Here is a 23,933-nt window from a genome sequence, read left to right as displayed (position 1 = left end):
GCGGCCGGCGGCGTCGTATCTCCCCGCATCTCCCCGCCTCATGTCGTACCCGATGCGCGCGAATGGCCGGTTCGGCCGCTCCACCCTGCTGCTGCAACAAGCCGGCGCCAGTCCGGCCGCAATGCTCAAAAAACGCAGTTCCCACGAGACACCGGCCCCGGCCGGACATTTAGGAGGATCGCACCATGGAGCAAGACAAGAACAAGCACGGCAGCACGGACAACCACGACATCGCCTCGCCGCGCCGACGCAGCATCCTGAAGGCAGGCGCGGCCGCGGCCGGCGCTTCGGCGCTGGGATTCCCGGCCATCGTCCGGGCGCAGTCGGACAAGATCATCATCGGCCACCTGACGCCGCGCACCGGCTTCCTCGGCCCCATGGGCGAATACGCCGTGATGAGCATCAATCTCGCCGTGGAAGAGCAGAACAAGGCCGGCGGCCTGCTGGGTCGCCAGCTGACGCTGATCTCGGAAGACTCGGTGAACCCGCCCACCGCCTCCTCCAAGGCGCAGCGCCTGCTGGAGCGCGATGGCGCCGCGGTGCTGATCGGCGAGATCTCCTCGGCCTCGGCGCTGGGCATCGCCCAGGTCGCCCAGCGCAACAAGAAGATTTTCATGAACACCGGCTGCAACTCGGACGAACTGCGCGGCAAGAGCTGCAACCGCTTCATGTTCCACATCGAGGCGGCCAACTCCACCTACGTCAAGGCCTGCGGCCAGCAGCTGCTGGCCAACGGCCTGATCAAGGGCAAGAAGCTCTATGCACTGACTGCCGACTACGCCTTCGGCCATGACCTGCTGCGCACGGCCAAGGTGTTCGTCTCGGCCAACGGCGGCACCATCGCCAACGACGAGCTGGTGCCCACCGACGCCACCGACTTCAGCCCCTACCTGCTGAAGATCCGCCAGACCAAGCCGGACCTGGTGATCTCCAACCTGGCCGGCAACCAGATCACCAACTTCATCAAGCAGTACTCCGAATTCGGCCTGCCGTTCCCGATGTCGGGCTTCGGCTTCGACACCGTGGCCGCCTGGGGCGCCGGCGCCGACAACTTCGCCGGCACCTGGCCCACCACCTGGCACCACGACGTCGACGCGCCGTCGGCCAAGGCCTTCGTCGCCGCCTTCACCAAAAAGTACGGCAAGCCGCCGGAGAACCAGGCCTGGGGCGAATACGTCGCCTTCCGCTCGGTGGTGCAGGCAATCACTGAGACCAAGTCGCTCGATACGATGAAGCTGATCGAATACTTCGAGAAAGGCGCCGAGGTCGACTGCCTCAAAGCGCGCAAGGGCGTCTACCGCGCCTGGGATCACCAGCTGCTGCAAGAGATGTACACGCTATCGCCCAAACCCAAGGGCAAGGCCAAGGACCAGTGGGACTTCCTGCAGCTGGGCGCGGCCGTGCCGGGACCGGGCGGATCGCTGGATTCGATTGCGCCGACCATGCAAGAGAACGCTTGCAAGTTCACCTGAGCGACAACGGATAACACGACACTGGGTTCCTGCGCGGTATTTCCGATTCTGCTGGAACGACAGACTGTCTGAACTCCACCTGCCGTCGCCCCTGCGAAAGCAGGGGCCCAGTGGCGTAAAACGATGCTCGCATTACCGCCAACGACACTGGGTCCCGGCCTGCGCTGGGACGACAGGCAATAGCTTGAATCGACCGCACGGAGGAACAAGCCACCTCCTCCGTGTCGTCCCGGCGCAGGCCGGGACCCAGCGTCGTTTCGCGGCCGTAGCGCCGCGATGACGCCCTCTACGGAGCATCAATGCAAATCGTCTTTCTGCTGGAACAAATACTCAACGGCCTGCTGGTCGGCGGTTATTACCTGCTGATCGCGCTGGGCCTGTCGCTGATCTTCAGCCTGGGCGGCATCGTCAACCTGGCGCATGGGGCCTTCTATGCGATCGGCGCCTATCTCGCGGTAGAGATCACCAAGCATCTCGGCTTCTCTGGCGCGATCCTGATCTCGCCGGTCATCGTGGCGCTGCTGGGCATCCTGTTCGAACGTTTCCTGCTGCGTCGCTTCTACTCGGCCGATCCCATCCTCGGCCTGTTGCTCACCTTCGGGCTGTCGATGGTGGCAGAGCAGCTGATCCGCATCGTCTGGGGCGCGTCGCCGCTGCCGGCCTCGATCCCGTCGGCGTTCAAGGGCCAGATCATGGTGGGCGACTTCATGTATTCCAAATACCGCCTGCTGATGCTGGCCACGGTGCTGGTGGCGCTCACGCTGATCTGGCTGCTGCTGAACAAGACCTCGTTCGGCCGCGTGGTGCGCGCCGGCGTGCAAAAGCCGGACATGGTGGCGGTGCTGGGCATCAAGCTGCAGCCCTACATGACCGCCATCGTGATGCTCGGTGTGGGCCTGGCGGCGCTGGCCGGCGTGCTGTTCGCGCCGATCTCGGGGGTGCATCCGGCCATGGGCGCGGAAATCATGACCGCCGCCTTCGTGGTGGTGGTGATCGGCGGCCTGGGCAGCTTCTGGGGCGTGGTGCTGGCGGCGGTGCTGGTGGGTGTGGTGCGCGGCATCACCATCCAGTTCTACGCGCCGGCCGGCGAGGCATCGATGTACCTCCTGATGCTGCTGGTGCTGATCTTCCGCCCGCGCGGCCTGCTGGGCGAGCGCATCGAACGTTTCGAATGACGAGGCCGACATGAACAAGAAACATCAACCCCTGCTGATCGCGGCGGCCGCGCTGGTCGTCACGCCTTTCATCCTGCAACTGCTGGGACTGACTACCACTTCGGCCACCGACGTAGTGATCTACGCCATCGCCGCCATGGGCCTGAACCTGCTGGTGGGCTACACCGGCCTGACCTCGTTCGGCCACGGCGCCTGGTTCGGCGTGGGCGCCTACGCGGCGGCGCTGTCGCAAAAGTATTGGTTCCCCGGCCAGATCCTGTTGCCGCTGCTGTTCACCATCGTCTTCATCGCGCTGTGCGCGGGGGTGATCGGCTTCCTGATCCTGCGCCGGCGCGGCGTGTACTTCTCGCTGCTGACGCTGGCGCTGTCGGCCCTGACGTTTGCCATCGCCTTCCGCTGGACCGACTTCACCGGCGGCGAATCGGGCCTGGGCGGCGTGGTGCGCCCGGCGCTGGCCGGCATCGACCTCGACCAGTCGATTCCTTACCTGGTGTTCGTCAGCGTGATCGCCTGGCTGGTGCTGTACGTGCTGCACCGGATCATCCGCTCGCCGTTCGGCCACACCATCGTCGCCATCCGCGAGAACGAACAGCGCGCGCGCTTCCAAGGCTACGCCACCATTGTCTACAAGCTGCAGATGTTCATCATCTCGGCCTCGGTGACGGGTCTTGCCGGCGGCCTGCTGGCCTTCCATCACCGCTTCGCCTCGGCCGAGCCGACCTCGGTGGCCTTCTCTGGCGAACTGCTGGCGATGGTGGTGATCGGCGGCATGCGCAGCTTCCTGGGTCCCGCATTGGGCGCGCTGTTCTACATCCTGTTCCGCGAATGCCTGTCGATCTGGACCGAGAACTGGCTGCTGTGGTTCGGCCTGGCCTTCGTCGCCTTCATCCTGTTCTCGCCCACCGGCCTGGTCGGTATCTATCGCCAGATCGTGCGCCGCCTGCGTCCGCCCGAGGAGGTCGGCGCAGCCATGAGCGCGCGCCAGATCGTCGACGGCCTGCCGCTGCCGGGCTTCCTGCAGGCGCCGGCGCAGCAGGGGTTGGTGCTGGAAGCGAAGGACATCGAGATCCGCTTCGGCGGCATCCAGGCGGTGAAGAACGCACAGATCGCGTTGCACGCCGGCGAGATCCACGCGCTGATCGGCCCCAACGGCGCCGGCAAGACCACCACCTTCAACCTGATCTCCGGCATGTTCGCCCCCAACGGTGGCACCGTGAAACTGAACGGCGAGGAAATCCAGGGCCTGCCGCCCAGCCAAATCTGCCAGCGCGGCCTGGCGCGCTCGTTCCAGATCACCAACCTGTTCAAGGGCCTGTCGATCTACGAGAACCTGCGCCTGTCGCTGCAGGCGCGCCACGCCTCGCGCTACAACATGTGGAAGGACGTCGACAGTTACCCCGAGATCCACGCCGAGACCGAGGAGCTGATGCGCTTCCTGGGCCTGAAGGGCATCGACGAGATCGAAGGCGGCGCGCTCTCCTACGGCGGCCAGCGCCTGGTGGACCTGGGCATTGCGCTGGGCTCCAAGCCGCACGTGCTGCTGATGGACGAGCCGCTGGCCGGCCTGGCCGCGGCCGAGCGCGAGCGCGTGTCGCGCCTGGTGAAGATCATCGCCTCCAACATCCCGGTGCTGATCGTGGAGCACGACATCGACCGCGTGCTGGCCTTCTCGCAAAAAGTGACGGTGATGAACCAGGGCAGCGTGCTGATGGCCGGCACGCCCGACGAGGCCCGCGCCGACACCCGCGTGCAGGAGATCTACACCGGTCACGGCACGCCGCCGGTCACCGGCCGCATTGCCGGCGATGCGCAGGAGCGTGCGCAGCTGCTGGCCTTCGAGCAGGTCAACGCCTTCTACGGCAAGAGCCATATCCTCAACGACGCCACGCTGGAAGTGCGCCAGGGCGAGATCGTGGCGCTGCTGGGCCGCAACGGCGCCGGCAAGTCGACACTGCTCAAAGCGCTGACCGGCCTGCTGAAACCAGCCTCGGGGGCGATCCGTTACAACGGCCGCGACATCGCCGGCCTCTCTGCTCCTGACATCGCGCGCCTGGGCATCGGCTACGTGCCGCAGGGTCGCGGCCTGTTTGCCGGCATGACGGTGGCCGAGAACCTGGCGCTGGGCCGCTTGGCGCGCAAGACCGACAGCAGCGACGGCGTGGCCTGGAGCGAGGAAAAGATCCTGCATTACTTCCCGCGCCTGAAGGAGCGTCTGCATACCCACGCCGACTTCCTCTCCGGCGGCGAGCAACAGATGGTGGCGGTGGCGCGCGCGCTGTCGGGCAACGTCAAGCTGCTATTGCTGGACGAGCCCTTCGAAGGGCTGGCCCCGGCCGTGGTGCAGGAGCTGTTCACGGTGTTCGACCAGTTGCGCCGCGAAGTCTCGATCGTGATCGTCGAGCACAACCTCGACCTGGTGCTGGCGCTGGCCGACCGCGTGTTCGCGCTGGAGCGCGGCGCGGTGTTCCACACCGGCCCGGCCGAGCCGCTGCTGACCGACCTGGCGTACCGCAAGAAGATTCTCTGGCTTTGATTCCACACCGAATGATTGCCTTCCCCTCCCCTCAAGCAACAAGGACTCACGCATCATGGATCTGAACCTCAAGGACAAGAAAGTCATCGTCACCGCCGGCGCGCAAGGCATCGGCCTGGCCATCACCGCCGCCTTCGTCGAGGCCGGCGCGCAGGTGCACATCTGCGACGTCAGCGACGAATTCCTCGCCGCCGCGCGCCAGCAATTCAACAACGCCCCGGTCAGCTACAGCCATACCGACGTCACCGATGAAAAGCAGGTCGACGCCATGTTCGTCGAGCTGTCGACGAAGTGGAACGGGCAGCTGGACGTGCTGATCAACAACGCCGGCATCGCCGGCCCCACCGCGCGGGTGGAAGACGTCGACCTGCCGGCCTGGGACCAGACCATCGCCGTCAACCTGACCGGCCCCTTCCTGTGCGCGCGCCGCGCGGTGCCGATGCTGAAGAAGAACGGCGGCGGCTCGGTGGTCAACATTTCCTCGGTGGCCGGTCGCCTGGGCTTTGCCCAGCGCACGCCGTACTCGGCCTCCAAGTACGGCATCATCGGCCTGACCGAAAGCTGGGCCATCGAACTGGGGCCGGACAACATCCGCGTCAACGCCGTGCTGCCGGGCGTGGTGGCCGGCGCACGCCAGGAGCGCGTGATCGCGGCCAAGGCCGCGTCCTACGGCATCGACCATGAAGAGATGCGCGAGCGCGTGCTGTCGAAGGTCTCGATGCGCAAGATGGTCACCGCCGAGGACATCGCCAACCAGATCATCTTCATCTGCTCGCCGGCCGGCGCGTCCATCAGCGGACGCAGCCTGTCGGTGTGCGGCAACGTCGAAACCCTGAGCTGAGGAGACGGACATGAGCGAAAAGATCGCAGTCGTCGGCGCCGGCCTGATCGGCCGCGCCTGGGCCATCGTGTTTGCCCGCGCCGGCTTCAAGGTCGCCATCTGGGACGCCGTGCCGCAGGCGCTGCAAGCCTGCCAGCAACTTCTGCGCGACAACGTCGGCGACCTGCACAAGCACGGGCTGATCGAGGAAAGCGTGGACGCCGTGCTGGAACGCATCAAGCCGGCCGCCAGCCTGGCCGACGCCTTGAAGGACGCGGCGCTGGTGCAGGAAAACGTGAAGGAAACGGTCGAGGTCAAGCGCGAGATCTTCGCCGAGATGGATCGCCTGGCCGGCCCCGGCACCATCCTGACCAGCTCCACCTCGTGGATTCCCACCTCCGATTTCTCCGAGCAGCTGCCCGGCCGCGAGCGCATCCTGGTGGCGCACCCGGTCAACCCGCCCTATCTCGTCCCGCTGGTGGAACTGGCGCCGGCGCCCTGGACCTCCAAGGCCACGGTGGAACGCGCGCGCGACATCTACACCCGCGCCGGCCAGTCGCCGGTGGTGCTGAACAAGGAGATCACCGGCTTCCTGCTCAACCGCATCCAGGGGGCGGTGCTGAACGAAGCTCTGAACCTGTACGAAAACGGCTATGCTTCCTCCGAGGATCTGGACAAGGTGCTCAAAGACGGCCTGGGCCTGCGCTGGTCCTTCATGGGCCCGTTCGAAACCATCGACCTCAACGCGCCGGAAGGCGTGCTGGACTATGCCAAGCGCTACGGCCACACCTACCGCGACGTCGCCAAGACCCAACCGCCCAACGAATGGCAGGCCGACACGCTGGCCAAGATCGAGAAAGAAAGGCGCGCCGCGCTGCCGGCCGACAAGCTGGGCGAGCGCGCGCGCTGGCGCGACAACCGACTGATGGGGCTGGTGGCGCACAAACGCAAGCAGCCGAGTTGAGATTCAGTGCTCGAACGTATCAAACGCTGAAGGACGCGCAACGAACGACGCTGGGCCCCTGCTTTCGCAGGGGCGACGGATTAAGTGAAATAGCAACGCTGTCTTGACGACCACCGTTGGAGCTTGATACGGCTTGAGTGATGGATGCCGGTGCCGATGCCGGGAAACGCGACAAACGACACTGGACCCCGGCCTTCGCCGGGATGACGGATTACATGAGATCGCGAGCCGGCACATCGAAGCCGCAGGCGAGAAAGAGCAAAGGCTATGCCGCAAGATTGGACGATGCCGCAGGCGAGGAAGAGACAGCGCGATGCCGAAGGCGAGTATGAGACTGGGCAATGCCGCAGGCGAGCCGGACAGGTTTCCCCTTGTGGACCAGCCGACGGGGTGCGGTAAAAAATGGATCAGCAAGGCAATTGGAGCGCAGCGACTTTGCCTTGCCCATTTTTCAGTGCGCTCCGCCGGGAACCCCCGAAGGGGGCTGGCACTTAGGTTTTGTTGGAGCAGTGCTCCAACCCTTCTTTTGCTTACTTTTCTTGGCGGAGCAAGAAAAGTGAGCGGCTGCCGGGCCGCCCCCCGGCGCTCCGTTCCGACCGGAGAAAGATAGAGACAGAGCCAGTACATCGGCACTCAGCGAGACCAGACTACCCAACAAAGAAGCAACCAAGCAGACCAAAAACCAGCACCACAACAAACACCTAAAGGAGCACACCACCATGGCCAAATCCCGCAAAGTCATCATCACCTGCGCCGTCACCGGCGCCATCCACACCCCCTCGATGTCGCCCTACCTGCCGGTGACGCCGGACGAAATCCGCGACGCCGCGCTGGGCGCCGCCGAAGCCGGCGCCGCCATCGTCCACCTGCACGCGCGCGATCCGCAAAACGGCAAGCCGACCCAGGACCCGGCCGAGTTCCGCAAATTCCTGCCGGGCATCAAGGCCAAGTCCAACGTGGTCATCAACCTGACCACCGGCGGTGCACCCACCATGGGCGTGGAAGAACGCCTGCAGCCGGCGCTGCAGCTGAAACCCGAAGTCGCCTCGCTGAACATGGGCTCGATGAACTTCGGCCTGTATGAAATGCTGGGCCGCTTCAAGGACTTCAAGTACGACTGGGAAAAGCCCTACCTGGCGGAGTCGGACGACCGCATCTTCCGCAACACCTTCAAGGACATCGCCTACATCCTCGAATCCTGCAGCGCCAACCAGACCCGCTTCGAGATCGAGTGCTACGACATCGGCCACCTCTACACCGCGGCGCACTTCATCGACCGCGGCCTGATCAAGCCGCCGTTCCTGATCCAGTCGGTGTTCGGCCTGCGCGGCGGCATCGGCAACGACGTGGAAGACGTGATGCACATGAAGCGCACCGCCGACCGCCTGTTCGGTGACGACTACTTCTGGTCGGTGCTGGGCGCCGGCCGCGGCCAGATCCCGATCGCCACCATGTCGGCAGCCATGGGCGGCCACACCCGCGTGGGCCTGGAAGATTCGCTGTGGGACGGCCCGGGCCAACTGGCCAAGAGCAACGCCGACCAGGTCAAGCGCATCCGCACCGTAATCGAGGCGCTGTCGCTGGAAGTGGCGACGCCGGACGACGCGCGCGAGATGCTGAAACTGAAGGGCGGCAACAACGTGGGCTTCTGATCACCAGAGCCTCAGCTGCCATCCAGGCCGGAGCGCGGTTCGCCGCCTCCGGCCTTTTTGCTGGCAGCCGTCGGGATGACATTTGCCGGCAGGACAACACCGCGCCAACATCGGCAGACGCCCGGGCGGATAGGCTACAATCTCCCCCATCCGATTGATGCCTGAATGCGTCGTTTCCCTGTGCCAACGCGGGTCGCGCATGCCGCACCGGGCCGCAGTGCACGCGGACTTCCTGCGCGGCGCAAGCCACCTCAGCAACCGAACACCACACCCGATGAAACAATATCAAGACCTGATCCAAGACGTCCTCGACAACGGCAGCTGGCAAGAAAACCGCACCGGTATCCGCACCCTCTCGGTGCCGGGCGCGATGATGCGCTTCGACCTGCAAAAGGGCTTTCCGGCGGTGACGACCAAGCGCCTGGCCTTCAAGTCGGTGGTGGGCGAGCTGGTCGGCTTCCTGCGCGCCACGCGCAGCGCCGCCACCTTCCGCGAACTGGGATGCAAGGTCTGGGATCAGAACGCCAATGAAAACGCCGAGTGGCTGGCCAATCCGTTCCGCGAGGGCGTGGACGACCTTTTTATCTACCGTAACGCTTTTTGTTCAGTACGGCTAAAATGGGCAACTTTTTTGTTGGATACAGGTTTAAAATCCTTCCAAGTTAATTTGCTCAATTCGATAAAAAGTTTACGAAATGCAAATACACAAAACAACTTACGATGGAAAGACACATTACCTTTTCCTTGACGACGAAGAGCGAATTGTTGAATTACCAACAGATTTTTTTCGCTCACTTGTCACAAATAAGACCAAGAAGCTGGCAGACAAAACCTTAGATAGGTATGCAGAGAAAAATCGCGACTTAGGGACATTCCTAGAACATCATCCCGTATATGGAAGCGTCCGACTTGACGACGCTATTGCGATGATACGCAGGCCAGTGCTGCAGGATTTTTTCAATTCCCTGGCAACTCATCAGGCATCACCCACAATCAAGCTGGCGGAAGCAGCCGTTCGCAAGTTCATGGACTGGCTGAATACGGATGAGGCTCACTATGTTCATGAGCGCCCTGTCTACCCCCAAAATTCCGCCGGGCTAGTGGCTGCGCCCACTCGCAAGATGCCGCGCTCGCTCAACGCCGACCAAGTCATAGCATTAATCATCGGTGCGCACTTCGAAGCGCAAAGAATTGCAGTCCAATTCATGTATGACACTGGAGTGCGAGTTTCGGAGGTCCCTCGCATCCTGAAAAAAGATTTGCCGGATTGGAGGCACTTTCCCGAAGGTACGATGTACTTCCCATTGTTCGTGCGGGGGTCAAAGGGACGCAACAAAGAATACAAAGAGCGAAACACCATCATCTCTCGGCCGATGCTCTCTCGCATGGCCAAATACCATAACACTCACGGATACCTATTCAATTTCGCATTTGAAGAGGACGAAAAGCCGGCTCTCCTGAATGTCTTTAACGAACCTTGGACGGAGAAGGCGCTCCAGGCCATGGTTACGCGCGCGGGTAACCGTGCTGGTTTAGCCAATGCTAGTCCCCATAAGCTGAGGCATGGAACAGCGTTTTCCATCGCTACGAGCGAGCTCGGCTCATCGCTTCTGGAAAATCTGGTTCTTGTGCAGCAGATGTTCGGCCACAGCAGTATCGAAACTACAGAGACTACCTACTCCAATATCCCGGCAATCATTCAGCAACGGCTGTATGACAAACAGAATACCGACACAGCACGGACAGTTTTCGAGGAAGCCCAACGCATCTTCGATGCCACATATCGTCCCCAGAAACGGGAACCGACCAAGAAGAGAATTGGGAAGAAATCGTGAGCGGCAAGGTTGTCCTCTTCGATGAGGCCACCATACTCGGTCTCCCCAAGGCGACCGATGAGGACCCATTTGCCCAAATTAAGTGGATTTTCGAAGAACGACGGAAGCGCACACCTTCAAACAGCGGCAAGAAGAACTATGCGAGCGCACTTCAATACTATCTGCGCTTCATAGAGGAAACAGAAGGTAATAGACCATTTGTTCTGAAGGAACGGTGGGGTCTATTTTCTCTCATTCAATATGTTAGCTGGATGAATGCCCTCCGAGATGAAAATGGTGATAGGCCGATTGGTGCCGCTTGGAGAGTCACAATTGTCAGTTGCGTCAGGCAAGTGCTGCAAGAAGCCCAGTTTCTGGGTCTGATTGCGTCAGAAACTATCCTCCAAGTTAGCATGGCAGTACCAGTGCGCGAGACCAACGCTCACGATGCATACTCCAACGAAGAATTGGCAGCAATTCTTGAATTGGTCCGTTCAGAGATGCAATACACCAATGCAGTTCTTGCTGGTTATAAGCACCGTAATGTAGGACGTGACCCGAGAGAACGCCCGCCAAAAGGTTCAGGGATTGCACCTCGGTACTATCCTCAAAATGGTTACGGGTGGGTATTACCTGAAAACATGCATTGGTATTTCGAAAATGTCATGAAGTGTGTGCCGGTTTCTCGCGTTCATCCGGATGGACCGACACACCAACGATTCCTATCAAGCGCCTCAAATTACCACGGAGGTTATCCGGCTTTATATCGAGAATGGGGGGTAACCGTCCACATTGACCGAGAAGTGCTTTGGCCCTTGGCCGTCCAGTTGGGATATCTCACGGGCCTAAATCCAGAATCGCTCGCGGAGTTGAAATTCGACTGCCTTTCACAGCATCCTCTCTTAGGGACCCCGGTGCTCGGATACTTCAAGCTGCGCTCTGAGGGCGAAAAAGAACTACTTCTGGAGCTCCTCAATAATAAAGAGGTGCCAGCTGATGCTTATGAATATGTCGAGATACCTCTCAAGCGAGACCACTCAATTCTCGTACAGCGGTGCATCGACAAAATCCTGAGACTAACGCAAGCGGTGCGTGAAAACCCAGCGTGTCCTAAAAAAATGAGAGACAAGCTGTTCGTCTATCAGTCCTCCGGTAAGAACTGCTTTGGCGAGATTCAAACTCTGTCATTCTGGAAATACCATCAGTGGTGCAAGAAAATTGGAGAGCTCCATGACCTCCGCACCCCAGACGGCGCTCGGATAACTTTCACTCCAGTCCGTTTTAGGCCCACACGACTGACCGAAATGGCGGCTCAGGGGAAGGACATCTTCGAAATCCAGCAAGCAGCAGGCCATAAGCACATCGGCACCACGCTCATCTACATCGAGAAGAGGGTATTGGACGACGCAGCCAATCGCGAAGTCAACGAGCATCTGGTCGTTATCTGGAAGAACCACAACGAGTTCAAGCCACAGGAATCTTCATATCAGCCACCGTCGGCGACGTCCCCATTCCACGGCCTAATCAGTAATTGCAAGAACGTCTTCGACCCGCCAAACATCGTCAAACTTTCGGCGGACTATGTTGAAGGCCAAGGCTGTACTCGCTTCAATATGTGCTTGCTATGCAAGAACATCGTCATCATGGAAGAACACCTCCCCATTCTGGCTCTTTATCGCACTCAGATACGCGTAGCAACCGAAAAGGACGGTGTGGATTTGCCGCACATTCATTTTTATCAAAAAACCTTGTCTGTGTTGGACCAGATCTTCGACCCAGACACTAGCGAATTTGACGAGTCCGTACTTAACGAAGCAGTGGCAGCATCTGAGCTTCTTGACTTGGTCATTGACCCGATTGTCTATCCTGGAGGCATATCGTGATTTTCGATTTTGCAAAATTCGACAATGAGGTTCTGAAGCAGCTTATTACACATGGTATTTCTCCAGATACACCTGTCTCAATCCATTCAAAATTCGGAGACCGCTGCTGGTATTTCAAAGACTCAAAGAATCCGCGCATGGCATATGTCTCTGATGGCGAACTCACACTGGACTGGTGGCCGGAACGAGCTGACGTTAGCACGGATGTTCCCGAAGCAACCATGCAGCTTCTGAAGATATTCGCTTTTTTGTATTTATATGCTCCTGCCACCGTCGGCATCAAGCGCAAGCAATTGGAGTCAGCGAACAATCCAAAGACAGTAGTTCAGGCGCTCTATTACGCTCTGCTTTTTTTTGCCCATATTCACAGCAAATCAGAACTTATCGGAGGAACTTTACCTCCCGCGGAATCACCGAGTGAAATTACTGCTGAGCATATTCGCGAATCATTACGTGATTGGGAATTGGGAACCGGTGCAGAGCTACGACGAGTTTTGACGTATCTAGCGTCCGATGTAATCAAGAAAATCTGTCATGGCTTCGCTCCAGCATGGACGGCCGCCGATATTGAAACGATGGACTTTAAACCATCGGTCCCAAGGGATAGGTCAAATATTGTTCTCCCGGCCCCATTGTTCCGATTGATTAGCAATTCTGCGACCGATGATGTAACTGGATTCCTTCGCTTTATAGGCGAAGGAACAGCTTCCGGCGTACCGGGCGTAATTCCGCCGCCGTTCGACAATTTGAAATCACAGGGGCAACTCATTTTCGAGACATATTCAGAATGTCGAAGCGCCCACTCGGCATTCCTTTACGAATACAGTCCTGCTCCTTATGGTCAAGGAAAACATGCCAAATCAAATGTGCTGAAATCTTGCGGTTGTACCTTGGGAGATGTCTGGGATTACATCAGACGAGTCCATGAGGCCGCATGCTCCGTCATCGGCCTTTACACAGGTGCCAGGTACAGCGACCTGACCGGATTTAAGATTGGTTGTTTGCAGCAAATACGTGGTGCCTGGTATCTGGTTGGCACTCACATCAAACATGAGAGTTTGGACAAGCCGGCAGACAATGACATATGGCCAGCCATTCCTGCAATGCGCGATGCACTCAAATGCTTGGAATTGATTTGCTCCATCTCTGGGAATCAGTATTTGCTTTCCACTCCGAATACTGCGTTTGATGGAGGGCAAGCATATTCCTCCACAGGATTGTCGGCAGCATTGACCCGTTACGTAAGGACAATCGATACGAGCGGCACTTGGGCAAACATTCCTATTTCAACCCAGCGCTGCCGAAATACTTTGGCCCATCAGCTTGCAAGAGCCGACCTGGGCCTACCGTATATTTCCTACCATTTAAAACATATGCATAGTGCTTTGCGGTCGACCATTCCACAAGTAACGTTGACCTATGGGTCGATACCAGAGATGGTTTTCGAGAAAGCGTTGAGTCGCCCGATGGCGCAGTTTGAACTTGCAAAATCGCTCTATCATCCCGATGCACCTGTCGCTGGCGGCGGTGCGGAGCAGTTCAAGAGAGACCGCAAGCAATACTTCGAAGGAAAGATGGCAGAGGGCATGACGGTCGACGATATTCTTGCCGAGATTTCGAAACAACAGATGCCATTCTCGAGCGTAGGCATGGGTTATTGCCTTGGGAAACGCGACATAAAGAACAAGGATGGGACCGTACAGAAACCTCCTTGTATTGGTTCGCTCCAATGTGCTCCCGACAAATGTGGAAACGCATTGATAACCATGAGTCATGTCGGCGTCTGGAAGAAAGTTGAATTCCAAAACAAAGAGCTTGCCGCGCGTCCCGACATGCAGCATGCAGCTGAGGGCCTTCTTTCTACCGCACAGCGAGCACATGGAATCCTGAAAAATTTAGGTGTTGTATGACTGAAAAAATTCCAACGAAGTCCTTTGCGTTTGACCAACGCAATGTGGCTGATTTTGACGTCTTGACTAAGCGCATATTTGCTGCGCTTGAAAAGATGGCTGCTGACAGAAAGGAAAAAAGAACTCAGGCAAATCTGGCGGCCTTATCGGGCTGCACTCGCGGCACCTTGCGAAACCGCAAATGGCCACTTGAGGCCCTGGATAAGCTGGTGGAGGAAGCCAAACAGTACAAAATTGAAAAGGCAAAAGCAAAAGAAGCGCCGCCTCGTTCGGCAAAAGACATTACTCAGGTCGAGCGCCTTCAAGAGCAACTTGGGAAGAATCGTGATGAACTATTGATGTGGAAGTTCAAACATGACGACCTAAAAAAGGCCATGAAAACCATCGAAGGGCAGCGAGACAGATGGAAAAATATTGCAGAGAAGTATGAAGCCGAGCTCAAAGCTCTCAAACTAGCATCCGCCGCCAGTAGCCAGACCAAAGCTCAGGTCATCCCCTTTGCATCCGCGAGTCCTGCTCCGAGTGACACGACTAAAGGCTAGGAAGCTCGTGGATTTCTTACTTCGTTTCTACATAGCGTACCAGGTATAAATGCAGGAAGCGGCGCATGCTCGCGCTGACTCCGTCCCGCACGGCTCGTCAAATTAGCTTGCCCGAATTCTACGTTATTCGTAGAATTCATTTGATGATATACAGCACAATGGTTGGCTCTCCACGGTTGGAGCACGCTGGCCGTTGCTTTCCACATGTCACCCATCCGTACACTACATCTCTGCCTGCTGGCTCTCGATGGCGGAGAACAACCGCCATCTTTCCACAACTTCCGTCGTGGCTACCGGGAGCGCTTCCGCTTGTTGTCCCCCTTGGCCTCTTGCAGCAGCAACTTCTTCACACTGGGGTTCGCGCCCCCGAGCCGCGTCGCTTCCACTTCATATTGGAATATTTCACCCAAAGCAGCCGCAACTCCACAGCTTCGAGAAAATCCCCCCTCACAGTGGACCAATAGCGTCTTGACGGAATCTGGGAGCGTCCTAGCGAACTCTAATACTTCCGCCGCCTGCCGCTTGGTCATGGCATCTGGAAGCTTGGCTTTTGCTCGCTCTGAAAGGTCAGTAGACAAGAAATCGACATCAGCGAAGCTCATTCGCAGGAGAAAGGGATGCTCCGGAAGTTGTGCAGGCGGCCGCTCGGGTGCCGTGATGGAAATCATGGCGACGCCGTCAATCAGCGGGAGTTGTTCCGCATCTGCCCTCGAAAGCGCCAGGACCTGTCGTCCGTTGGCCGGCGCCCGGTGGATTGCATCGAAAATTTCACGTGTGCGATTGCTCATGCCGCAATTGTTGCAGCAGCGCTCATCCCACTCAATCGGCCGCAATCTCCGCTCCTCGACACCATCGGCAATTTCTTGCCGGTACGGCGCACGACGCTCAACAACCGGCAATATTCTGCTGCTTAGCCAGGCCACACATCCGTCAAAGTCGTGGAGGATGCGCCACATCGTAGGAGCATTTAGAAATGTCTCCTGAAGAAAAAGAAGCGCTACTGGGAGCACGCCTGAGGAGCTTCCGCATCAATATGTTGCGGATGGACCAAGCGACGTTTGCGGCGCACGCAGGCATCAGCGAACGCACCTTACGAAATTTGGAGAGCGGAAATGGAAGTTCATTGCGGACGTTCGTTCTGGTCATGACGGGCATGGACCGTTTCTCCTGGCTGCTCTCCGCGGCGCCAGAGGTACTCAATCCCGTCGTCGTGACGAGAAAAGTGAAGCAGCGCAAGCGTGTGTTCAAGCCTCGCGCCAAGACTGTAGAGTAGCGCCTCTTTACAACGACACCGCCGTCTTGTATGTTTTAGGCATGAGCCGCCACACGTCGGCCCGTTCGTCCACAGACCAAGCCTAAGGCAACGTGCGCACTCCAACCATAGCGAGTTTTTCCCTAGAGCTGCCGCTCTTAATTCAGTGGACGAAATTAAGGCAGGTGGCACTTTGGAGAGCTCCTATGTCAAAGAAATTTTCCGCAAAAGAAATCGCTCAACTGAAACGTGAGGCAAAGCGCCGGGCACGAGCAGAAGGCTTGAGCTTTAGAACCACTCTTAACCTCGTGGCGCGTGAACAAGGCTTCGAGACATGGAAGGCCTTACTAGCGCAAAGCGAGGGCAAGAAACCTCACCTCGTACCCTTTGGAAAGGGCTCTATCAACATCGAGGCTATATCTAGGCAGCTAAAACACAATTCCTGTTACAGCATTAGCGCCAGCGCACCATACATGGGTGACAATTCACCGCGCCAACTAGCGTATGCGGAGCGCATTCCCCCTACGAGCATTGCTTTTAAGCTGCAATCAATTTTCGTCCCTAAGTCGCCTTCTGAACTTCTGAAGTACAGCGCTGCCGATTGGATTGCTAGCCTGGCTCGGGCATTAATACAGGTACCGGAAGGTGCCGAATGTTGGGTGACTCAACTTTATGCCCCGGAGTATGATGCCGCGCTTCCTGCACTTTACTTCTGCATGGAAGAATCGGACTCGACCGTTACACCATCGAAGTTGATTCGTGACCGAGAGCGGTATGTTCCTCTCTTTCCTGGGTTGGTTCATGCCACTCTAATAAAAGCATTGCCCGACAATGCCCAACCCCGGCTACTCCCTAATGCGGTTCACCTTGAACAGGCAAAAGAGGAATATCAAGAGTTTGTGGATACGTTTGAAGTCAAACCAGATGCGCCATGGATAAGCATCCACATCGACGAATGACCGAGAAGAAAATCCGCATGACCGCGCAAGGTGCGGATTTCCCCTTACCTAGCTTAATGACTAGCGACAAAGTGTGCTGGACGAAAGCGCGTTACTTGACACTACTGTACGGCCTTCAGCCGGCGCTCCACTAGCAAAGTCACTTTACCCAAATCAGGTCTGAGCATGGCACTCACCGAAAGCTGATACCGGCCATCATTCCATTCGTAGCTATTCGTCACTTTTGTGAATCGCATGCCTGTATCAAACGGTGCCGAGAAATTAGTATCAAACACCGCCTCTTCGTCGCTCAGCGAGCTCAACTTAAACCAGACATTGCTTTGCGGCGCGCTCCAGCGGCCGTTGCCACTGAGCTTAGTGCCATGAAACTCCCCATCAGTTGAAAACGACACGCGGTCGACAAAAGCCCACGGAGACGCACCTTCGTCCGCTTTATCCCGCCGACGAATCTCTACATTTGCAGCTTCAAGTTTTTTTTCAAGCGACTTCACATATTCAGCCTGCTCTCCGTAGGCCTTCTTCAGATTCCGGAAATCATCTGTGAATCCCATAGGCTGCCCGTTGAAATAAAAAGGCTCTCCGGTAACGAAGTTCCAGAATCCCGCCAGCAGCAAAGCCATAACTACCAAAGCCGCTACAAAGCGCCCCCATTTAGCACCAAAAATGTCTTCGAACATCAACAATTCCCTACGGAAATATCCCCGGGCGCATTTTAATCAAACTTTTGGCCAGCTGAGAAGGTGCTCGCGCCACCGGGCCTCGTTTCGCCTATAATCTTTGCAGGCAATCGTCGCCTGCCGCACGCGCCCGAAAGGGTACGACGAAGACGATGTAACACTGCAGCCCCCCCCCATTCCTGTCATTGTTTTCAATGGGCGGCCCCGCAAAGCGTGCACCGGATAGCCCGCCCTGGAGAAAGCAATGGACATCGAGCAATTGAAGCTCTTGGCCGCGCACGTCCGCGGTCTTCTTGAACAACGCAATCACACCATCGGCCACAACAAGTCGCTTGACCTCATCGCGGCGCTGCCTGGTCTTCGAAATTGGCCGGAGGTACTGGCTTTCCCTCCTCAGGTCGCGAGATGTGAACTCGACCAGGCATCAGCTGGCCGCTTGGCCTTCCGGCTGCAAAAGCTATTCAACGTCGAATACTCTGCTCAAGAGATGCTGGCACAACTTGCCGCCTCAGGAACCCCTGTTGCGGCCTACGCGCCGCATATCTGGCCAGCAGGCCCAGCAGCAGGCGTATATATCACCACATCCTCCAAGGCCATCGAGGCTCTTTTAGAGTCATATGAAGACGCTACCGATGGCGCTTTGGTGTACGCCGAACGAGCTGGAGCGCATCGAAATTCAATTGACCTGGGGGACGGAGGCCTGTGGTCTTCGGGGCTAGACCGGGTTCCGACCGGCACGCTTATCGTCATCGGCCCGCTGGAGCTCAATCAGCAGTCGTGGAAAAGTAGTTCAGAACGGCTGGAGATGGCGTGTCTACGTGCAGCCAACTATGGACATCGAATCGCCGTCTTGTGCGAGACGCCGGCCCACGACACACTTCCCCAAGATATATGCCTCATGGTCTCCGCCCAACAGGATGGCCACGAACTGGCAAAGGAAACCCTTAGAGGCGTCGTGACTGAGAAAGGGGAACTGGAAGCACGCAGTGATTTCTTTGCATCTTGGCCGGCGCCTCGGCCGTCAAAGCCATCGCTCGCCCATGCCAAGGCACCAGCAAACTTGCTCTCTTATCTTTCAACGGCCCTGAAGCCCCGCAAGTCAGGCTACATTGCACTTGGCTCCGCAAAAATAGAAGAATTTGCAGCCATGGACCTTGCAGCTGATGTTCTTGGACTCACTGAGCACGTCGGCCCTGCTGCACGCATATTGCCTCGAAATCGCTCCACTCCGTCAAAAGACTGGGACGTTCCTGAAGCCATTCGTGCACTTCCATATTTGCCATCGTTGCAGAGCGCGTATGCCCAAGGGTATCGACGCATGATTTTCAACCCAGTCTATGCCGACGATGACGAAATAATGGAAATCAGCTCGGACGCCATGCTGATTTCCACGACGTTCGGGACTACGGATGTCTCGGAAATCTACTGGAGAGCAATGCGCTTTCCATCAAAAATTGATGGAAATGAGGTCATTGACCGCGTCATCGCGCTAGCAACCACTATTGAAATAACCGGACGCCAGGGAAACTTCACAGTCAGCGACCTGTTCATCAAATCCAGCGACACCGCTAGTGCTGTACAGCGTGATGAAGAAATCGATGAGTTCTTAATTTCCAATCGAGTCATTGATTGGGAAACTGAAGTATCAGAACTTCTGGACATGAAACGAATTACCGGCGCCGCCTTATGCCGAGCGTTCCCTAGAAACAAACAGCCGACCGATTTCTTAGCCAAACGCAAGCAAAGTAAGGGGCGGCCTAGCGACTGAAAATTGAATCGTTCACCGGGATAGGCATTCGGTGCCTATCCTGGCTGGCCTTCATCGACTTTAAGAACAGCTGTCTGCCCTCAAATGGTAGAGCAGCGATTTCTATCCACATAAACGAACACATACAAAGTGGCGAACAAAACTATCAAGAGCACCACCATCACCTTGGGTGGATACGTTTATCAGAACTTCGTTGGCATTCAGCTGCTCTGTGACTGGCTTGACGACCCTTCTCTGTATTCCTGGGTCAAATTTGAAGCGGATGACGCAGAGTCGCCGAAAGGCCTGGACGATATTGTCGCCCAGCGTAGCGATGGGTCCTTGGTTCTCTACCAGGTCAAGTTCACGGTGGACCCACTCAATCCAGCCTATGAACTGACGTGGGATTGGCTGTTACAGCATACGCCCAAGGGCAAGTCCCTCATCCAGAAGTGGTTTTCCGCATGGGAAAGCGTGGCCCCAACTCCTATTCACTTAGCAGCACTCGTCACCAATCGACTTCCACACAGGGACTTCCAAACGTGCCTGAACGCTGATGGTACGAAAATCGATTTCGAGAAAATTCCCGATAACGTCAAAGCGGAGATACTGAAGCAAGTACCGGAGCAGCCGAGAATCGAGGCATTCTTCCGAGACTTCGTTTTCCAGCATTCGCATCAAGACTACTTGCGCCTGCAGGACGTATTGATTGACAGGCTCGTTTTAGGTCAGCACACAACCTATCACGGCTGGCATTGTTTGTTCCACGCAACCGTAGACTGGGCCATTCGCAAGAACACTCCCGCTCCCGACGGAAAAATCACCCTCGGCATTCTGCGTGGCGAACTCGACAGGCGCCGGCCAAAGCCGTTAAAGCAATCATTCGACGTTCCCGATGACTACCAACCTCCCAATGAGGAATTCCACAAAGAGTTTTATGCCCATATCCTGGCCAAACCGGGTGTCGCCTCTGTTTTGTGGGGCTCGCCAGGGCAGGGAAAAAGTACATATCTAAGCTACTTGTGCAAGGAACTGGAACATAGCAAGACTCCGTACATCAGGCATCACTATTATCTGAACCAACAGGAGGTTGAGCAGCGATTCTCTCTGGTTTCCGTGGCGAACTCCCTCATGACCCAGATGGAGCTTTACCACAGCCGACTCGTAACCGGCTTGCCGAACGCCCCAGAGAATCTTCGTGATTGGATTGAGGCCTGCGCAGACGGGTACGGAAGCGAAGACAAGAGATTTGTCGTCATTGTTGATGGCCTAGACCACGTCTGGCGAGAGAATGCCAAAGACCTTGCGCCGCTGGAGGCGCTATTCAAGCACTTGATTCCCGTCCCTGAGAACGGAGTCTTGGTCTTGGGGACACAACGGGTAAGTGAAGAGCAGCTTCCGTCAAGATTGGCGACCCATGTGCCAGCTGACGACTGGCATGAACTTCCTCGCATGTCACTACCGTCTATCCGCTCCTGGCTTGAGAAACGCCTTGAAGGTGACCAATTCGAGATTCGAGACCAGCCCTCACATGACGGCATCGAACCAATCGCCCACCTGACAACCGCCTTCCACGATATATCCAAGGGGCACCCGCTACATCTCACTTATAGCTTTGAGGCACTGAAGCTACAGCATAGGCTATTCCTTCCCGAGGACGTGGCTAAGCTTCCGGCTTGCCCCGACGGTGACATCCGAACCTACTATCATGCGTTGTGGGTTCGCCTGAGCCACGACGCACGGGACGCTCTGCACCTGGTCGCAGATTGTGACTTTGCGTGGCCTGTCTTGAGCTTGGAAGAAACACTAGGAATACGCTCCGGAACTCTACAAACAGAGATTCGCCATCTTCTCTACGATGCGGAAGCTGGTCTCATCCCATTCCACGGAAGCCTTCCTGCCTTCGTCCGGGAAATCGCCGAACATGCGAAACGTGCATCGCATCTGGCTCCCAAAGTGGTCGCATGGCTCGCGGACAGCGCCCCACCGTACCACCGATGGGGATGGCTTTGGCTGTTCCAGGCGAAAGTTGGCTCGCCAGAAAATCTGATTTCTCAGCCTTCCCGGGAATGGATTATCGAGAGCATGAGCAAGGCATACCCCGAGCACCAGATGAACAAAATTCTGGGGAAAGCGGAATCTATTGCATTTGAACGACAAGACTATGCGCGCGCCGTCAGATTGAGGTGGCTTAAGACGCGTCTTCACAATGGCCCTCAGTTCCAAATCGATGACTCATTCCGCATAGATGTTTGTGCTCTCGCACTGACAGATGATGACTATCCCTTAAAAGCGCTCTCTACGTCTTTCCGCACAGCAGAAATTGGAGACCTACTCCTTCTGGGACGTCAATTACTTCGCGTCAAGAGAAACGACGACGTCATCGATTGCGCGAAGGCGATAAATATGAGAATTGTGGATGCAGTCAGGTCAGGGACAATAGACCGACAAAACCACGAGTCCGATGTGGAGGCCATGCTGGAACTCCTGGCTGCAACAAACTCATTCAAGCGTGACAGGCTGGTGACGCTGTTCAAGCACAGGAATGGATATGCACGATTTAGCTTCTTCATGGACGAACTCAGCCGGCTACGGGAGGTAGACCTTCTGCTTGACTGGCTTCCTGCAAAGTTATCTGATGAGATGCGCGAGTGTCTGGAGCTTCAGGTAATTCGGCTCTCTGCCATCGAATCCATTCATATCCACGAGCGAACGGAGTTCTCCAGTTTCGGCCGGCACCCACTGACAGAATGCTGGGCGCGACTCTACTCTCCCGGAACATCGCTTTCCGTACCATTCAATGGCGACACAAGCGCCTTCAATAAAGAGCGCCATTACGACGTGCCTGCGGAGTTACTTGAATCGTATTTCCACAGGCTTTTCTTCCACGTCGTAGCCAAAGTCATCGAAGCCCAAGGAGCTGACGTACCGTTCGATATGCCATCGACCCGGCATCGCCCTTGGATAAACAGCTTATTTCCTGAAATCGTGAGGTGCGCGAAGTTGGCTGGCGGACTGCTCGCCCGCAGGGAACGCCCCAAATTCGACTTCATATTCACGGCACTTGGAAAGATTCGGGAAACAAATGGCTATGAGGACGTTTCGGACCAATTCACGTTCCAACGCGCGTTAATTAGCATATCGAAAGACCTCTTCCACCTGGGTAGCCAACTTGAAGAGTTCAGATTGGTCAGCGATGCCGAATGGCGCAGAGCATCGCAATCTCCAAATTTCTGGTTCCATGGGTGGCTTAAGGATTGCCTCCGAACGCATATGGTGATTGTTTCTCCGGCCACGCTCGAAACTGAGCTGAAGGAGAGAATGGACGAGATATCTAGTTCAATATCGCAATTTAACGACCGGGCCGACAACTATCTATTGCTCTGCGAGTTAGCTTGCCAAACCGAGTCTCTCGAAGATATAGGTCGAGAGCTTCTTCATCGTGCGCTGTCGTGTGTGATGGGGTACGGCTGGAGAAAAGACGCGGCGATTCATCATGTACTTGAAGCAATCGAACTCGTTGCCCCCAACGACGCCGAATTCGCCAAAGAGATGCTGGGCAGTTTGTGCGCGATGGTAGCCAACATCAATGAAATAACCGACGGCGACGGCACACGACATGCTCAGACCGACATGGCAAAAATGTTGGCAACATACATGCCCAATAGCTATGTCGCGATGTATGGGCATAACTTAGAGACCGGTGAATGGTATCGCTCCGAGAAAACTCTTTCAGTAGCCGTGCCGGCAATCATCGAAAGTGAAGTCGCTCGCCAAGTTATCGCTCCCTCCCTTTGGGACTCCGAATGTCTGGGAGAAATCAGAGATGCAGCGAGAGCCGGTTCAGAATGCGCCAACGATATTCTCAGTCAGAATGCGCAATATCTCGACCAGCCCGTTGACGAGCTAGGAAAGGATGACTCTGGTAGTAGCTCACCAGACACTGCCGACAGCCACAAGGTAGATGTATCGGCCTTCGCACCACATGAACTAGACACTATGGTCGCCTCGTTTGGCACGGACATACGTATCCGGTCCGGGGACCGCTTGGTTAGTGAATGGATTTCCTATTGGCTCAAAGAAGGAAAAGGAACGGAGCTCCTCAAAGCGCTCGAAAAGTACCTGTCTGATGGAAAGGTTCCATACGGCGCCACGGGCGTCTTCGATGAGATGCTGCCCGTCAGCATCAAGCTTGAAGGAAAAAACAAGGCTTACCGTTGGATTGTAGCGGCCCAAATCCATCGCCAAGGTTGGCAGGAGTATTATCACCAGGAGGAATCGACTGCGCGTTTTCATCTGTTCGCGAAACACTTCCAGAACAGGTGGAAAGACTTCATCGCCGATAGCACGGTGCAGGATACTAGCTTCGGTAGGGAGCCACTAATGATTCCGCATAGCCGGCTGGTTCAATTCCTGACTATCGTCGGGCAGCACGATGAGGCAAAGAAAATCACAAGAGAAATGGTTCAGTCGACCGTGGATGAAATCAGCGACATCCCACTACCTGTTCCGGCTTGGTACAAAGGAAACTGA

The 23,933-nt window shown here is 56.8% G+C and carries 16 protein-coding genes and 1 pseudogene; 15 read left to right on the top strand and 2 right to left on the bottom strand.

Annotated elements, in window-relative coordinates; genetic code table 11:
- The first annotated feature begins 185 nt into the window (after nt 1-185).
- The 11 genes and pseudogenes from J8I26_RS06640 to J8I26_RS06590 all read left to right on the top strand — a co-directional run bounded on the left by J8I26_RS06640 (nt 186) and on the right by J8I26_RS06590 (nt 14,765).
- A complete protein-coding gene (locus J8I26_RS06640) occupies nt 186-1,472 on the top strand; it encodes an ABC transporter substrate-binding protein (protein WP_209605391.1) in 1,287 nt (428 codons plus the stop codon).
- A 299-nt stretch (nt 1,473-1,771) separates the two neighbouring features.
- Nucleotides 1,772-2,647, top strand: coding sequence for a branched-chain amino acid ABC transporter permease (locus J8I26_RS06635; RefSeq protein WP_209605390.1), 876 nt, complete (start codon nt 1,772-1,774; stop codon nt 2,645-2,647).
- Between the two features lie 10 nt (nt 2,648-2,657).
- Entirely contained in the window at nt 2,658-5,180 is a 2,523-nt protein-coding gene (locus J8I26_RS06630) for a branched-chain amino acid ABC transporter ATP-binding protein/permease (protein ID WP_209605388.1), read from the top strand.
- Between the two features lie 55 nt (nt 5,181-5,235).
- Nucleotides 5,236-6,021, top strand: coding sequence for an SDR family oxidoreductase (locus J8I26_RS06625; protein WP_209605386.1), 786 nt, complete (start codon nt 5,236-5,238; stop codon nt 6,019-6,021).
- 10 nt (nt 6,022-6,031) lie between these two features.
- Nucleotides 6,032-6,964: a 3-hydroxyacyl-CoA dehydrogenase gene (locus J8I26_RS06620; RefSeq protein WP_209605384.1), complete on the top strand. Its 933-nt coding sequence runs from the start codon at nt 6,032-6,034 to the stop codon at nt 6,962-6,964.
- 719 nt (nt 6,965-7,683) lie between these two features.
- Nucleotides 7,684-8,616 (top strand): 3-keto-5-aminohexanoate cleavage protein, encoded by a 933-nt coding sequence (locus J8I26_RS06615; protein WP_209605382.1) that lies wholly within the window; start codon nt 7,684-7,686, stop codon nt 8,614-8,616.
- Nucleotides 8,617-8,890: 274 nt separating this feature from the next.
- Nucleotides 8,891-9,196 (top strand): annotated as a pseudogene (locus J8I26_RS06610) (thymidylate synthase); the annotation flags it as partial.
- Between the two features lie 115 nt (nt 9,197-9,311).
- Nucleotides 9,312-10,451: a tyrosine-type recombinase/integrase gene (locus J8I26_RS06605; protein WP_209605380.1), complete on the top strand. Its 1,140-nt coding sequence runs from the start codon at nt 9,312-9,314 to the stop codon at nt 10,449-10,451.
- The gene (locus J8I26_RS06600) at nt 10,448-12,313 is read left to right on the top strand and encodes a site-specific integrase (protein ID WP_209605378.1); all 1,866 of its coding nucleotides are present in this window, start codon (nt 10,448-10,450) and stop codon (nt 12,311-12,313) included. The genes J8I26_RS06605 and J8I26_RS06600 overlap by 4 nt, the downstream gene beginning before the upstream one ends.
- Nucleotides 12,310-14,223, top strand: a complete 1,914-nt coding sequence (locus tag J8I26_RS06595; RefSeq protein ID WP_209605376.1) for a hypothetical protein — start codon at nt 12,310-12,312, stop codon at nt 14,221-14,223. The genes J8I26_RS06600 and J8I26_RS06595 overlap by 4 nt, the downstream gene beginning before the upstream one ends.
- Nucleotides 14,220-14,765: a hypothetical protein gene (locus J8I26_RS06590; protein WP_209605374.1), complete on the top strand. Its 546-nt coding sequence runs from the start codon at nt 14,220-14,222 to the stop codon at nt 14,763-14,765. Before J8I26_RS06595 ends, J8I26_RS06590 begins: the two co-directional genes overlap by 4 nt.
- Before the next feature lie 290 nt (nt 14,766-15,055).
- Here the strand turns inward: J8I26_RS06590 and J8I26_RS06585 are convergent, their stop codons facing one another.
- Nucleotides 15,056-15,721 (bottom strand): hypothetical protein, encoded by a 666-nt coding sequence (locus J8I26_RS06585; RefSeq protein ID WP_245200158.1) that lies wholly within the window; start codon nt 15,719-15,721, stop codon nt 15,056-15,058.
- A gap of 17 nt (nt 15,722-15,738) precedes the next feature.
- On the opposite strand from J8I26_RS06585, the gene J8I26_RS06580 reads away from it, so the two are divergent.
- Both J8I26_RS06580 and J8I26_RS06575 read left to right on the top strand, forming a co-directional pair.
- Complete coding sequence (locus J8I26_RS06580; RefSeq protein WP_209605372.1) at nt 15,739-16,038, top strand: hypothetical protein; 300 nt, start codon at nt 15,739-15,741, stop codon at nt 16,036-16,038.
- A gap of 185 nt (nt 16,039-16,223) precedes the next feature.
- Nucleotides 16,224-16,976, top strand: a complete 753-nt coding sequence (locus tag J8I26_RS06575) for a hypothetical protein (RefSeq protein ID WP_209605370.1) — start codon at nt 16,224-16,226, stop codon at nt 16,974-16,976.
- A gap of 101 nt (nt 16,977-17,077) precedes the next feature.
- Here J8I26_RS06575 and J8I26_RS06570 read toward each other — a convergent pair whose 3' ends face one another.
- Nucleotides 17,078-17,653: a hypothetical protein gene (locus J8I26_RS06570; protein WP_209605368.1), complete on the bottom strand. Its 576-nt coding sequence runs from the start codon at nt 17,651-17,653 to the stop codon at nt 17,078-17,080.
- 244 nt (nt 17,654-17,897) lie between these two features.
- On the opposite strand from J8I26_RS06570, the gene J8I26_RS06565 reads away from it, so the two are divergent.
- The gene (locus J8I26_RS06565) at nt 17,898-19,421 is read left to right on the top strand and encodes a hypothetical protein (RefSeq protein ID WP_209605367.1); all 1,524 of its coding nucleotides are present in this window, start codon (nt 17,898-17,900) and stop codon (nt 19,419-19,421) included.
- A gap of 129 nt (nt 19,422-19,550) precedes the next feature.
- Entirely contained in the window at nt 19,551-23,933 is a 4,383-nt protein-coding gene (locus J8I26_RS06560) for an NACHT domain-containing protein (protein WP_209605364.1), read from the top strand.

It is taken from the genome of Herbaspirillum sp. LeCh32-8, assembly GCF_017814915.1.
Classification (GTDB): domain Bacteria; phylum Pseudomonadota; class Gammaproteobacteria; order Burkholderiales; family Burkholderiaceae_D; genus Herbaspirillum.
The sequence above is the reverse complement of the archived record's forward strand: the minus strand, read 5'-3'. Positions and strand labels throughout refer to the sequence as shown.

What these genes read in the sequence shown, in the direction of transcription:
- J8I26_RS06590 (WP_209605374.1), top strand. Translation starts at nt 14,220, where the DNA reads ATGACTGAAAAAATTCCAACGAAGTCCTTTGCGTTTGACCAACGCAAT.
- J8I26_RS06615 (WP_209605382.1), top strand. Translation starts at nt 7,684, where the DNA reads ATGGCCAAATCCCGCAAAGTCATCATCACCTGCGCCGTCACCGGCGCC.
- J8I26_RS06575 (WP_209605370.1), top strand. Translation starts at nt 16,224, where the DNA reads ATGTCAAAGAAATTTTCCGCAAAAGAAATCGCTCAACTGAAACGTGAG.
- J8I26_RS06580 (WP_209605372.1), top strand. Translation starts at nt 15,739, where the DNA reads ATGTCTCCTGAAGAAAAAGAAGCGCTACTGGGAGCACGCCTGAGGAGC.
- J8I26_RS06570 (WP_209605368.1), bottom strand. Translation starts at nt 17,653, where the DNA reads ATGTTCGAAGACATTTTTGGTGCTAAATGGGGGCGCTTTGTAGCGGCT.
- J8I26_RS06625 (WP_209605386.1), top strand. Translation starts at nt 5,236, where the DNA reads ATGGATCTGAACCTCAAGGACAAGAAAGTCATCGTCACCGCCGGCGCG.
- J8I26_RS06585 (WP_245200158.1), bottom strand. Translation starts at nt 15,721, where the DNA reads ATGTGGCGCATCCTCCACGACTTTGACGGATGTGTGGCCTGGCTAAGC.
- J8I26_RS06565 (WP_209605367.1), top strand. Translation starts at nt 17,898, where the DNA reads ATGGACATCGAGCAATTGAAGCTCTTGGCCGCGCACGTCCGCGGTCTT.
- J8I26_RS06635 (WP_209605390.1), top strand. Translation starts at nt 1,772, where the DNA reads ATGCAAATCGTCTTTCTGCTGGAACAAATACTCAACGGCCTGCTGGTC.
- J8I26_RS06620 (WP_209605384.1), top strand. Translation starts at nt 6,032, where the DNA reads ATGAGCGAAAAGATCGCAGTCGTCGGCGCCGGCCTGATCGGCCGCGCC.
- J8I26_RS06605 (WP_209605380.1), top strand. Translation starts at nt 9,312, where the DNA reads ATGCAAATACACAAAACAACTTACGATGGAAAGACACATTACCTTTTC.
- J8I26_RS06640 (WP_209605391.1), top strand. Translation starts at nt 186, where the DNA reads ATGGAGCAAGACAAGAACAAGCACGGCAGCACGGACAACCACGACATC.
- J8I26_RS06630 (WP_209605388.1), top strand. Translation starts at nt 2,658, where the DNA reads ATGAACAAGAAACATCAACCCCTGCTGATCGCGGCGGCCGCGCTGGTC.